This is a genomic window from Veillonella sp. ZSJB6 (genome assembly GCF_051549505.1).
Taxonomy (GTDB): Bacteria; Bacillota; Negativicutes; order Veillonellales; family Veillonellaceae; genus Veillonella.
Genome location: NZ_JBPUGE010000001.1, coordinates 126,383 through 139,205, shown reverse-complemented (window position 1 = coordinate 139,205; position 12,823 = coordinate 126,383). Strand labels below are relative to the sequence as shown.

General features: G+C 36.5%; 12 protein-coding genes and 1 other annotated feature. Of the genes, 3 read left to right on the top strand and 9 right to left on the bottom strand.

Annotation, left to right across the window (positions count from 1 at the left end; translation table 11 throughout):
- Positions 1-198 precede the first annotated feature (198 nt).
- Positions 199-2,178 carry a DNA/RNA helicase domain-containing protein gene (locus ACSV5T_RS00645; protein ID WP_438319978.1) on the top strand — a complete coding sequence of 660 codons (1,980 nt, stop codon included), beginning with the start codon at positions 199-201 and terminating at the stop codon, positions 2,176-2,178.
- A gap of 86 nt (positions 2,179-2,264) precedes the next feature.
- Here ACSV5T_RS00645 and ACSV5T_RS00640 read toward each other — a convergent pair whose 3' ends face one another.
- A complete protein-coding gene (locus ACSV5T_RS00640) occupies positions 2,265-2,624 on the bottom strand; it encodes an MmcQ/YjbR family DNA-binding protein (protein WP_438319977.1) in 360 nt (119 codons plus the stop codon).
- Between the two features lie 6 nt (positions 2,625-2,630).
- Positions 2,631-3,860, bottom strand: a complete 1,230-nt coding sequence (locus ACSV5T_RS00635) for a hypothetical protein (protein WP_438319976.1) — start codon at positions 3,858-3,860, stop codon at positions 2,631-2,633.
- A 111-nt stretch (positions 3,861-3,971) separates the two neighbouring features.
- Between ACSV5T_RS00635 and ACSV5T_RS00630 the strand changes: the two genes are divergently transcribed.
- Complete coding sequence (locus ACSV5T_RS00630) at positions 3,972-4,238, top strand: hypothetical protein (RefSeq protein ID WP_438319974.1); 267 nt, start codon at positions 3,972-3,974, stop codon at positions 4,236-4,238.
- A 122-nt stretch (positions 4,239-4,360) separates the two neighbouring features.
- Here the strand turns inward: ACSV5T_RS00630 and ACSV5T_RS00625 are convergent, their stop codons facing one another.
- The 5 genes from ACSV5T_RS00625 to infC form a co-directional block, all read right to left on the bottom strand.
- Positions 4,361-5,002 (bottom strand): DUF3298 domain-containing protein, encoded by a 642-nt coding sequence (locus tag ACSV5T_RS00625; protein WP_438319972.1) that lies wholly within the window; start codon positions 5,000-5,002, stop codon positions 4,361-4,363.
- A 145-nt stretch (positions 5,003-5,147) separates the two neighbouring features.
- A complete protein-coding gene (locus ACSV5T_RS00620; RefSeq protein WP_438319970.1) occupies positions 5,148-5,693 on the bottom strand; it encodes a hypothetical protein in 546 nt (181 codons plus the stop codon).
- A 122-nt stretch (positions 5,694-5,815) separates the two neighbouring features.
- Positions 5,816-6,166 carry a 50S ribosomal protein L20 gene (rplT, locus tag ACSV5T_RS00615; protein WP_005376311.1) on the bottom strand — a complete coding sequence of 117 codons (351 nt, stop codon included), beginning with the start codon at positions 6,164-6,166 and terminating at the stop codon, positions 5,816-5,818.
- Between the two features lie 46 nt (positions 6,167-6,212).
- On the bottom strand, positions 6,213-6,410 hold the full coding sequence (rpmI, locus tag ACSV5T_RS00610; protein ID WP_004696338.1) for a 50S ribosomal protein L35: 198 nt from the start codon (positions 6,408-6,410) through the stop codon (positions 6,213-6,215).
- Between the two features lie 21 nt (positions 6,411-6,431).
- A complete protein-coding gene (gene infC / locus ACSV5T_RS00605; RefSeq protein WP_005386139.1) occupies positions 6,432-6,950 on the bottom strand; it encodes a translation initiation factor IF-3 in 519 nt (172 codons plus the stop codon).
- 434 nt (positions 6,951-7,384) lie between these two features.
- Between infC and ACSV5T_RS00600 the strand changes: the two genes are divergently transcribed.
- Positions 7,385-8,878 (top strand): DASS family sodium-coupled anion symporter, encoded by a 1,494-nt coding sequence (locus tag ACSV5T_RS00600; RefSeq protein ID WP_438319967.1) that lies wholly within the window; start codon positions 7,385-7,387, stop codon positions 8,876-8,878.
- Positions 8,879-9,010: 132 nt separating this feature from the next.
- On the opposite strand, the gene ACSV5T_RS00595 is transcribed toward ACSV5T_RS00600, so the two are convergent.
- Positions 9,011-10,216 carry an MFS transporter gene (locus tag ACSV5T_RS00595; protein ID WP_005386135.1) on the bottom strand — a complete coding sequence of 402 codons (1,206 nt, stop codon included), beginning with the start codon at positions 10,214-10,216 and terminating at the stop codon, positions 9,011-9,013.
- A gap of 221 nt (positions 10,217-10,437) precedes the next feature.
- Positions 10,438-12,348, bottom strand: a complete 1,911-nt coding sequence (gene thrS / locus ACSV5T_RS00590) for a threonine--tRNA ligase (protein ID WP_438319964.1) — start codon at positions 12,346-12,348, stop codon at positions 10,438-10,440.
- Between the two features lie 74 nt (positions 12,349-12,422).
- Positions 12,423-12,654: a binding site (T-box leader), on the bottom strand.
- Positions 12,655-12,823 lie beyond the last annotated feature (169 nt).

Below are 12,823 nucleotides of genomic sequence, written 5' to 3'. Positions count from 1 at the left end.
TTCTTACTACATAAAATTATGAATTTTGTCCCTTACTAAAAAATACTACTACTCTCACATATAAACTCAAAGAAAAATACCAGGCAAGATTATTTATTAAACAATCCTAGAGTTTCAATTTCACCTACCTCTAATGTTATAATAATATTATTCAACAAATTTCATGAATTTTCCTTCATTTTTAATTGGGATAAATATATGATTATCTACTCTTCCACAAAGCAATCTTTTATCCAAGATTTTGAGCAAGGTGTCTTGGTAAAAAAGTTACATCAAACGTTAACAGAAAAATATCGTCGTGTTGGCGAATCTGAAATTCATTCATGGCAAACTTCTTTATCTTATATGGCTAATGTTATGCGTGATTTTGCTATACCGGACTTAGCTGGTGTTGCCATCGAATATATTGTTCCAAATACTCAAAAACGAGTGGACTTTATTATTACAGGATTAGATCAACAAGATAAAGAACATGTAGTTATTGTTGAGCTTAAACAATGGGGCGAAGCTTTCAAGGTAACAGATAAAGATAATATTGTATCAACCTACCTTGGCGGTGGAATCCGTGAAGTAACCCACCCTTCTTATCAAGCTTGGTCCTATTGTAGTCTTATTGAAAACTTCAATGAGGATGTGCAGAATCGACCTATTAAGTTACACCCATGTGCTTTTTTACATAATTTTGATGAAAGTATCTCCCCTGAGCTCCGTGATCCTATCTATAATGATATCTTAAATATCTCTCCGATGTTCACACTAGGCCAAATGGATAGCTTACGTAACTTTATCAAAACCTATATTCCAAAGCCTGATACTACAAATATCATGGAGTCCATTGAACATGGTAAGTTGAGACCATCAAAATCACTTCAAGATTCTATTTTAAATATGCTAAAAGGCAATAAGGAGTTTGTTCTTATTGATGACCAAAAGGTTGAGTTTGAACAAATAAAAAAAGCGGCACTTGATGCTATTAAAAATAATCAAAAAACAGTATATATAGTTCGTGGTGGCCCTGGTACTGGTAAAAGTGTAGTTGCAATCAACTTATTAGCTGAATGTATCCATAATGGTTATATGGCACAGTATATTACTTCAAATGCTGCTCCACGAAATGTATATAGTGCCATGCTACAACAAGGTTATAAAAAATCTGAAATTAAAGCACTATTTCAAAGTAGTGGTACTTTCCATACAAGGAAAAAGAACGAACTTCAAATTGCAATTGTAGACGAGGCCCATCGATTACGTAAAAAATCTGGTATGTTCCAAAACCAAGGTGAAGATCAAATCAAAGAAATCATTAATGCCTCTATTTTTAGTGTATTCTTTATCGATAGAAACCAACGTGTTACCTTTAATGATGCTGGTACAATTGATAAAATCAGAAACTTTGCACAAGAGCAAAATTCACTAATATATGAAGGTGTCCTAGAATCTCAATTCCGTTGTAATGGCTCAGATGGCTATTTAGCATGGATTGATAATGTACTACAAATTGCAGAAACAGCTAACTACGACGGATTTGAAGGAGATTATGATTTTAAAATCTTTGATAACCCTCATGAAATGTATGATGCTATAAAAGCCAAAAATGAAATAAACAATAAATCTCGAGTTCTAGCAGGTTATTGTTGGGACTGGCCTAAAGAGGGTCGAATGACATCGCTTATAAAAGATATCCAAATACCAGAACATAATTTTGGAATCAGTTGGAATCTAGGTAACTCTGATACATATGCTATCGATCCTGATTCTATCAATGAAGCAGGATGTATTCATACTACTCAAGGCCTTGAATTTGAATACGTAGGTGTGATTATTGGTGATGATTTACGTTATAAAAATGGCAAACTCATCGTAGATATTAATAAACGTGCTAAAACAGATCAATCTATCAAAGGTATCAAAAAACTTTTAAAGGAAAATCCTGAAGAAGCACAACGTATTGCTAATGAGATTGTGAAAAATACCTACCGAACATTAATGACACGAGGCCAAAAGGGCTGTTATATTTACTGTACAAATAAAGAGCTATCTAACTATTTTAAACTAGCATATAATCATCAATTAAGCTATACTTACAACGAACCTCAAGTTGTTCTATCAGAACAACCACTAGCGGCAGATAAAACAAATTCGAATATAGATAAACTTAATCTCAAGCTAGATAAATAACAAAACAGAGAGCCAGTAGTGCTATTTCTATAGCACTACTGGCTCTCTTATATTTAAAACAAATTTAATCTACATACATTAACGAGTTACTTCTTCCCCACCAACTGATAGCTCATATCCACTAGCATTTTAAGTTTCTCTATATCTTCATATCTTTCTATATCCACCGAGATCCAGTGTTGTTTATTCATATGATATGCAGGGTAAATTCCGCTTTCACGAATTAGGGTAGGAATTAAATCAGGTTCACATTTTAGGTTAACCACATCCATAGATTCATTTGTATCTAAACCTACTTGATAGCCTTTAATAGTAAAGATACCTGCAAACCATTTTTGATTATCTCTACATCGGATTATCACATAGTCAGGGTATTTTTCCCATGGATAATCAATATCACAGATGTATTCTTGTTGTACATATTTAATGAGGTCATTGCGTTTCATAATTATTTACTGCTTTTTGGGAAATAAAGTCATATCAAATACACCTTTTGGTACAGCTGACATACCTGCTAAACTTTTTGAGTATTTGTCTTTATCATTTGCATTATCTACGTATTGGACCACATCACGCAAGTCTTTTGACGGTACTTTATAATCTAAATCTGCCATGATAAAGTGCGTATACAAGTACTTATCATCATATAATGATTGAATATACATTTTTGATGTGGATCGTTCTACTTCCATATAAATAGCCGGGGTAGCATCATTCCAAACAGTTGCATATTGAATCGGTCTATACTCAGAGTAAGGCTTATACATAGCAAAGTATTGTATCAATTTAGCATTTATTGTATGTGGTTTAGCTAATTCTTTGGGCTTTAATTCTCGTACCATAATGCCTTCACGATAGCTTTTACCATCATAAATGTAAATAGCATCATTATCAGGACCGTTATACGTTAAATCACTAGATTTCAACGTTTGGAATGTAAATCCATTAATTGTGATAGGTTTAGTTTTTGAAAGTAATTGCTTAGCTAGCTCAATAGACGGCAACACATAATTAACCAAAGGAGACATGAGCTGTTTATATACATATTCTTGTTCATGTGTTTTCAACAGCTCCACTTCTTTCTTTTTAGTCAAATCAAAAGCAATCCGATACGAAACTGAAGGCTCTGCCTTAACTTTAAAATTAATAGCTCCCTCTAATGAACCAGTTTTTGTGGGGCTAATCTCCCATGTTGCATTTTTAACAGTCGGATAGGAAAATGAATTACCTGTAGGTGTGCTTTGATTTTCTTTGCGAATGTTATAATTTAGATTTCCATCAATCAAAAGAAAGTTTCCGTGCTTGATCTCTGTAGTTAATGGGTCTCCCTTAATGGTTTTACCAAACTGAGTCCCCTCAGGAAGAGTAAATTTTAGATTAGCTCCATTATCTTTAAGAATAAAAACAGAAGATGAGAAGTTAACTGAATGATTTAATTCTTGCGTTAAATATACTAACTCATCTATCGTCCATTTTTTAGGCATATTAGTTGCATATTTAGCCCTCACCTTATCGCCCACATCGGCTTCCATTTTCTTCGCGGTCGTATCTACCTTCCGATAGTTTTGATAGGCATCCTTTGAAATTGTAGGATCTGCACCTGGTATATTAATATCAATTGCTTGGCTACCTAATGTCACAAAACTAAAACATAGTGCAGCCATTAACGCACGTTTCATCATAAACTCTCATCCTTTCACATAATGTCTCTTCAATATTATATATATAGAATATCATATTTTGTTTGACTCATAGTAGTATAATATATGTATAGGAACAAGGAGATGATATCTATGAAATTTACAAAACGTATAATTGTCATGACATTGTTAACCGTGACTGCTGCTGTATCTACTGGATTTGCTTATGATTATGTATGTAATGGATCACAAACAAATTGCAATACCAATGCTCAATATAATTGTAATGCAGATACTCAATACACTTGTAATACAAACACACAATACAACTGTAATAACAACACTGCTTGTAACAATACTAGCCAAAGCTATTGTGGTCAAAACTCTAATGCTAGAGGATGCGGCGGATATAGAAGATAATTTGGTAAGTATACTAAAAGCCTATAGTACTAAAAATGTACTATAGGCTTTTGTCATATATTATAAGAATACTATTTAATTCATCAAAATACAGTTAGGATCAATATGGCAACATACTTTTATCAGGAGTTCATTCTGTTAAAGTATTCAATAGATTTTGGTGAGAATTCAACGAATGTATTCCCATAAGAGTATGGTCCCAATTCATATGGTTGATATACAAGGCCTATAACGCCTTTACCTTTCAAGTAGTAGTTATCAGAAACATATTCTACATTCCAGTTAGGTAGTAGGTCTGCTTTTTTATGACCTTCACTATAGAAGCGCAATATACCAGAATTAATGCCTCTCTCTATTTGTTGCGGATTAGCAATTTTTACATAGTTATATAGTGGAATTCGTTGGCCCGTAATCTTGTTATATACTAAGCCTTTAGTGTTATACATACCATGTGCACTACCAGCGTGATAATGATAGGTAGTTAACAAAATAGATACTACTTGAGCATCTTCATAGGTAACTTTATAATTTTGTTTTACTTGGTACGCATGTTGATCGTAATAGATTGATTTAGCATATAAAACATAGTTAGCAATATCTGTATTAATCGCTTTTTGTGCAAACATATTATTGGTATATACCAATGGATATTTTAATTCCATGTTTACATCGGATTGGCTACCTGTAACAACGGTTGCATAGGTAGGTACTGCCAACATAACACCCAACATAGAGGTCATACATAGCTTTTTAAAGATTCCCATAATACTGTCTCCTTTTAACAAACACCTTAAATAGGTTCATTACTGTGTTAGTTCTACAAGCTATGATAAAACTCCTCTTTTTATATTTCACTTTTCTGATAATTTATTCACTATATAAAATAACAAGACTATCTAGTCTTTCACATTAAATATTGGGCAGAATGCCTCCTAATACTGCGATAATAAGCCCAAGTACAATCATCCAAATTGATATAAACATTAAAACAAAGGATGTATGTGTATAGATTTGTATAGTGAATTGGTTATAATTAATATCTCCTTTAATCACCTTATCCCCTACTTTTTTCATAACTGCATCTAATACAAATGGATCCTCTGTAATAGACAGTCTATAGGTGCCTGGTACCGCATCAAAGGTATATAGTTCCATTCTTGAATGAGTAATACCATTAACCCGTGCACGCATAATAGATAAAGTTAAAGGAATCGATCTTCCCGTCTTTTCATCAACTATATTAAACCCAAATTCACCAATAGGCGCCTTTGTAAACATTTTTCCACTAAGCCATAGGCCATACATACCGGCTCGCTCTAAAGTAAAGGTTCCTTCTTTATTTTCATAAGGCATTTCATAGAGCATCTTGGCTCTACCAAAACGAATCGTATTTTTAATACCTAAATAGAACAAACAAAGTCCTAAGGGTATCAACAGATAAGATAACTGTTCCATTGCCTACGCCTCCTCTATGCACCCTTTTTTACACAACACAATATGTATTTTCAATATATCATACTTTCACCATACAAAAAAGGACTCTCCAACGAGAGTCCTTAGTCTGTATTGTTATGCTATTAAGCGTTTTTAGCTACTTCAACAAGTTTAGCGAATGCTGCTGCATCGTTAACTGCCAAGTCAGCCAACATTTTACGGTTAACTTCAACGCCTGCTTTAGTCAAACCAGCGATGAAACGGCTGTAAGTTGTGCCATTGATGCGAGCCGCTGCGTTGATACGAGCGATCCACAATTGACGGAATTCGCGTTTTTTCGCACGACGGTCACGACGAGCGTAGTACAACGCTTTCATTACTGTTTCGTTAGCTTTTTTGAATAAACGGGAACGTGTGCCACGGTAACCTTTAGCTAATTTTAAAATCTTTTTATGACGTGCATGAGCTGTAACGCCTTTTTTCACTCTTGCCATTGTATATTCCTCCTAAATTACGATGTATCGATCTAATAGTTAACGATTAAGCGTATGGTAAGCATTTAGCTACGCGTTTGTGGTCAGCTTTTGCAACCAATGTAGCTTTACGCAAATTACGTTTACGAGCTGGAGATTTTTTCTCAAGAATGTGGCTTTTGAAAGCTTTTGCACGCTTGAATTCACCAGTACCAGTTACTGCGAAACGTTTAGCCGCTGCGCGACGAGTTTTAATTTTTGGCATAATTATAATCCTCCCAAAACATTATTTACTTACTAAAATCATGGTCATGTTACGACCTTCTAATTTAGCTGCTTTTTCAATAGACGCTGTTTCTTTGAGTTCTTCAGCGAAACGTGTCAACACTGCCATACCTAGTTCTGGATGTGAAAGTTCACGACCGCGGAACATGATAGTTACTTTTACTTTGTTACCTTCACCCAAGAATTTGGATGCGTTTTTCATTTTTACGTAAAAGTCATGGTCTTCAATATGTGGACGTAACTTAACTTCTTTTAAAGTTACGATTTTTTGTTTCTTCTTCGCTTCTTTCTCGCGTTTTTGTTGTTCATAACGATATTTACCGTAGTTCATAATGCGAGCTACTGGTGGTTTAGCGTTAGGTGCAATTTCCACAAGATCAAGATGCTTTTCTTCAGCCAATGCCAACGCCTCACGGCCAGACATGATGCCGATTTGTTCGTTTTCAGGACCTACGACACGAAGTTCACGAGCACGAATCTCTTCATTAATGCGTGGTGTATCCTTGCTAATAGCGTTCACCTCCAAGAGAATAAAAAAAACGGACGGCAAACACCATCCGAATAGAGTTCTCTATATTAACCTCATACTTCTTGGTATTAGGTGAGTGGCGGATGGCCTCTGCTTCATAAATTACTTAATTATAATAACAAATCGAATGGTGAAAGTCAACAATAATATTGAGCTTTCAACAATAAATTTGTTATCACAACTCTTATAGTATAACAAACATTACAAGTTCTGTATATAGGTATCCTTACTGACACCTATCCCCCTTTATGTATACAATATTCTTATAATTTAAATAACAAATTCTATAGAAAGTACGATACAATAATATTCATAGCATAGACTATCTTATATAGTGTACCTTATAGCATAGTCTAGCTTATATAGTTCACCTTATTTAGTATTATATAGTAATAGGTATTACACAAATAGAAAGGAGTTTTATTATGAGTGTAACAACCACTGCCCCTCCACAAAAGTCACGTACAACTGCTCAAAATATTGGACTTATTTTATCCTTTATTGTTTTAGGTGCTATTTTATTATTGCCTACACCTGAAACATTATCTACCGGTGGTCATCGTATGATCGGGGTTCTCGCCTTTGCTATCATCCTATGGATGACATCAGCTGTTTCCTATCCAGTAAGTGCTACCATGATTACAGCGCTTACAGCGCTACTTTTAGGGTTCTCACCGCATCCAGAAGCACCTGCTAAGGCGATGGGCACAGCCAATGCATTAAAGCTCATCATTTCTGGTTATTCTTCACCGGCTATGATCCTCGTAGGCGCTGCTATGTTTATCTCCGTAGCCATGCGTAAAACAGGTTTAGATCGACGTATCGCCATGTTAGTACTATCTAGCGTTGGCACTAAGGTTAGCCGGATTTATTTAGGTGTTATTATTACAGGTCTTATCCTCGCCTTCTTCGTACCAAGTGCAACAGCGCGTATTGCCTGTTTAGCACCGATTATCATTGGTATTGTTGAGAACTTGGGTATTGAACGTAAAAGCCGCGTAGCAGCTCTCCTCATGGTAGGTGCTGTACAGGCCGATACATTTTGGAATATTATGATCCAAACGGCTGCTGCACAAAATCTTGTAGCCGTAGGCTTTATACAAACTCAGATGAATACATCCATCAGTTGGATAGATTGGCTAACTGCAGCAGCTCCATTCTCTATTATTATGGTCATCATCGCCTACTTCTTAACACAAGTATTAATTAAGCCTGAGTTCAAAGAGCTTGTAGGTGGCGATGTACAGCTCGCTAAAATGCGCCAAGAAATCGGCCCTATGAGTACTGACGAAAAGAAACTATTATGTATCTCTATTGGTCTACTCGCATTATGGGCTACCGGTGGCAAGCTCCATTCCATCGACACAACAACTACAACAATTGTTGCCATTGCATTATTTTTCTTCCCTAAAATTGGTATTATGGACTGGAAATTTGCACAGCCAAACATCGACTGGGGTTCCATCGTTATGTTTGGTGCTGGTATTGGTCTTGGCTCTGTATTGCTTAAAACAAAAGCAGCTACTTGGCTTGCTCAAGTATTCGTAAATGCTTTCTCCCTTGAAAGTGCCAGCGTATTTATCTTAATTGCTGTAATGGCTGCCTTCCTCATTGTCATTCACCTAGGCTTTGCCTCTGCTACAGCCCTCTCCTCTGCTATGATTCCTATCGTAATATCCATCGTAGTAGGTCACAATGCAGAAGGTCTTAACCCAATCGGCGTAACCATGCTCATGCAATACGCTATCTGCTTCGGTCTAGTATTACCAGTAAACTCACCACAAGGTATGGTGGCTTACGGTACAGACACATTCGACGTAAAAACATTTATGACTACAGGCATTCCATTGACCATCATCGGCTATGTAATGATGCTCGTATTTGCACTAACATACTGGCACTGGATTGGTATCGCCTAATACTGTACTTTCATAAAAATTATATATAAACCAAAAGGCTCTGTCATAAGACAGAGCCTTTTAAATTCACTATTTTCAATTGATTAATAACCTAAAGAGCACAATATATTTACTCTAAATTAATTCAATACATTATTCTAATTCTTTACCTTTAAGTTCAGGAATTAAGAATACAGTTGCTAGAATATCAAGTACGTAGATAATAGCTAGGAATGCAATTGCTACTTGGTAGGAGTACATAGAGATGATCATGCCTACTACCATTGGGCTAAAGCCGCCTACAGCACGGCCTATGTTAAATAGTACGTTTTGAGCTGTTGCACGAGCAGTTGTTGGGTAGGCTTCTGCCATTAAGGCACCATAACCACCCATCATACCATTTACAGAGGCCCCTAAAATTGCCCCAGCAAATAGCATAGCTGTTGGATCAGATAGTTGAGAGTAAATCAAAATAGATGCTACAGCACATACTTGGAATAGAATAAATGTAGGTTTACGACCGATTTTATCTGCCAAGCGTCCAAATAGCCAAATACCAACCATCATGCCACATACAGTAACAGCTGTCCATAAACCGGATTTTGTAAGGGAGAAACCTAATTGCTTACTTAAGAAATTAGGTAACCAAATCATAATACCATAATAACCAAAGTTTTGAACTGATGTTAAAATAGCAACACCAATAGATGTCTTTGTTGTTCTTACATCTTTTACTAATAACTTGAAAGAGTTAGTATGTGAATGTTCCTTAGATTCTTTACTTTGTACAAAGATTTCTGGTTCATGTAGTTTAGCTCGGAATACCCAAGCAACCAAGGCAGGAATAATACCGACCATAAACATGCCACGCCACCCAATAATAGGAATGAGTAACGGTGTTAACAAAGCGGCCGCTAATACGCCTAATTGCCAACCAAGGGCAACATAACTTGTTGCTTTTGCACGGTGTTTAGCAGGCCAAGCTTCAGCAGCTAAAGCCATGCCAATCCCAAATTCACCACCTAAACCAATACCAGCGATTGTACGGTAAATAAGAAGATCCCAATAGCCTTGAGCAAAGGCACAGAGACCTGTAAATACCGCAAAAAGTACGATAGTCCAAGTCAATACGCGAACACGACCAAACTTATCGGACAAGGTACCAAAGATAAAGCCACCTAGTACGGCACCTACCAAGGTCCACGTTACAAGAGAACCGGCTTGACCTGTAGTTAATCCTAAATCTCCAGAAATTAAGGTTAGCATAAAGCCTAAAATCAAGAGATCAAAACCATCCATTGCATAACCAATAGAGGACCCAATGACTGCTTTCCAGCCGTATGAATTTACTTCTTTCATAATATTTCCTTTCGCTACTCACAGGTAACAATTAAAGAGATAGCCCCCACTATACAAATGGCCAACTCCTAGACTTAAGTCTAATGAAAGGCTTAGTATATGGGGGCTAAATTTATATATGTTTATTTTAACACATATAAGAGATTAGATTATAACCAATTAAATATAATAACTTATCATAACCGCATCATCTATATTGATGGATGAGTCATATTAGTCAATTAGTTACGTTCTTTGATTTCAATTTTAATGGAATTGAAGAATTCTTCAAATGGTACGGAACCTAATTCGTCACCACCGTGTTTACGAACGTTAACTGTACCTTCTTCAACCTCTTTATCACCTACAACAAGCATGTAAGGAACTTTTGCCATTTGTGCTTGACGGATTTTGTAACCGATTTTTTCGCTACGATCATCCACTTCTACACGTACATAGTCATGGTGCATTTGTTTTGCCAATTCTTTAGCATATTCAACATGTTTTTCAGAGATAGGCAAGATTTTAACTTGTACAGGAGCCATCCAAGTTGGGAATGCGCCTGCATAGTGTTCAGTTAAGATGCCAATGAAACGTTCCATGGAGCCGAAGCATGCACGGTGAATCATGATAGGACGATGTTTTTGACCATCTTCACCAACATATTCAATTTGGAAACGTTCAGGCAAGTTCATATCCAATTGGATAGTACCACATTGCCATGTACGACCTAAGGAGTCTTCGATATGGTAGTCAAGTTTAGGACCGTAGAATGCACCATCGCCAGGGTTGATTACATAAGGAATACCTTTTGCTTCAATGGCATTGCGCAATGCTTCTGTAGCTGCTTCCCAGATTGCATCATCACCCATTGCATTGTCTGGTTTAGTAGACAATTCTACATGGTATTTCAAGCCGAATTGGCTATAAATGCGATCGAACAATTCGATAACTTTCATCAATTCAGATTGCATTTGATCTGGCAACATGAATACGTGAGCATCATCTTGAGTAAATGCACGTACACGGAATAAGCCGTGTAAAGCACCGGATAATTCATGACGGTGAACTAGACCAAGTTCAGCATAACGCAATGGGAAGTCACGGTAGGAATGCATTTCGTTTTGGTAAACCAAGATACCGCCTGGGCAGTTCATTGGTTTAATTGCATATTCTTCATCATCAATAATTGTAGTGTACATATTTTCACGGTAATGGAACCAGTGACCAGATGTTTCCCACAATTGTTTATTTAAGATGATTGGTGTGCGAATTTCTTCATAATCAAATTCATGGTGAACTTCACGCCAGAAGTTTTCCAATTCGTTGCGAAGTGCCATACCTTTTGGTAAGAAGAATGGGAAGCCAGGACCTTCTTCTTTGATAACGAACAAGCCTAGTTCTTTACCAAGTTTACGATGGTCGCGTTTAGCTGCTTCTTCAAGTAAGTGAAGGTATGCATCAAGTTCTTCTTTCTTTTCAAATGCTGTACCGTAAATACGTTGCAACATTTTGTTCTTTTCATCGCCGCGCCAGTATGCACCTGCAATGCTTTGTAATTTGAAAGCTTTCACCTTACCAGTGGATGCTACGTGAGGACCTGCACAAAGATCGATGAAGTCACCTTGCGCATAGCAAGAGATAACAGCATCTTCAGGAAGATCTTCGATCAATTCTACCTTGTAGTCTTCATTTTTAGATTTGAAGAACTCGATAGCTTCTTGACGAGACATTACAGATTTAGTGATAGGCAAGTTTTCTTTTACAATACGGCTCATTTCCTTTTCGATTTTACCCAAATCTTCAGGAGTCAAAGTATGTTCCATATCGATATCATAGTAGAAACCTTTATCGATAGCAGGACCGATAGCCAATTTAGCTTCAGGCCATAAGCGTTTAACCGCTTGTGCCAAAATATGAGAAGCTGTATGGCGCAAAGTATGTTTACCGCCATCTTCTTCGAATGTTAAGAAAGCTACTTCAGAACCATCTACGAGTTCTTCACGAAGGTCTGTTAATTCACCATTTACATTAGCAGCTAGTACTTTTTTAGCCAAGCTGTTAGATAATTGTTTTACTGCTTCCCCAAGAGTAGTGCCAGCAGCGTATTCCTTTGCACTACCATCAGGTAAAATGATTTTTACATCTGCCATTTTTCTTTCCTCCAATTTATTATCTAGGATAGACTGGATTTTGGTAATAAAAAAAGACCCTCTATCCCTACAAAACAAGGGACGAAGATCATTCGCGGTTCCACCCTAGTTAACTACCTATACGAATATATGTGTATAGTAATTCACTTCATTAAGCCCGATAACGGTGGCGACCGTATTTGCCTACTTAGGTTCGACAAATCAGTTTAAAGGGGGTAACTCTGATATATGTGTAAGGCATTTCCAGCATCTGCCTCTCTCTGGTACACAGGGATATGAGAATCATGTCCTTTGCATAACTTTTACTAGATTATAGTATCACAGGGAATTAAAAAATTCAATACAGTTCAATAGTAAATTTCACAAAATCTATAAATTAAAGAAACGCCTTTAAACACACCATATAAAAACGGCCCGATATAACTGATATGTACCCCTTTACGGGTTGTCCATTAAAAGGGGTACATATCAAACT

Bases quoted from the DNA above. Each gene is read 5' to 3' on its own strand.
- ACSV5T_RS00600 (WP_438319967.1), top strand. From the start codon at position 7,385: ATGAGTGTAACAACCACTGCCCCTCCACAAAAGTCACGTACAACTGCT.
- ACSV5T_RS00630 (WP_438319974.1), top strand. From the start codon at position 3,972: ATGAAATTTACAAAACGTATAATTGTCATGACATTGTTAACCGTGACT.
- ACSV5T_RS00640 (WP_438319977.1), bottom strand. From the start codon at position 2,624: ATGAAACGCAATGACCTCATTAAATATGTACAACAAGAATACATCTGT.
- ACSV5T_RS00635 (WP_438319976.1), bottom strand. From the start codon at position 3,860: ATGATGAAACGTGCGTTAATGGCTGCACTATGTTTTAGTTTTGTGACA.
- ACSV5T_RS00645 (WP_438319978.1), top strand. From the start codon at position 199: ATGATTATCTACTCTTCCACAAAGCAATCTTTTATCCAAGATTTTGAG.
- ACSV5T_RS00625 (WP_438319972.1), bottom strand. From the start codon at position 5,002: ATGGGAATCTTTAAAAAGCTATGTATGACCTCTATGTTGGGTGTTATG.
- ACSV5T_RS00620 (WP_438319970.1), bottom strand. From the start codon at position 5,693: ATGGAACAGTTATCTTATCTGTTGATACCCTTAGGACTTTGTTTGTTC.
- rpmI (WP_004696338.1), bottom strand. From the start codon at position 6,410: ATGCCAAAAATTAAAACTCGTCGCGCAGCGGCTAAACGTTTCGCAGTA.
- ACSV5T_RS00595 (WP_005386135.1), bottom strand. From the start codon at position 10,216: ATGAAAGAAGTAAATTCATACGGCTGGAAAGCAGTCATTGGGTCCTCT.
- rplT (WP_005376311.1), bottom strand. From the start codon at position 6,166: ATGGCAAGAGTGAAAAAAGGCGTTACAGCTCATGCACGTCATAAAAAG.
- thrS (WP_438319964.1), bottom strand. From the start codon at position 12,348: ATGGCAGATGTAAAAATCATTTTACCTGATGGTAGTGCAAAGGAATAC.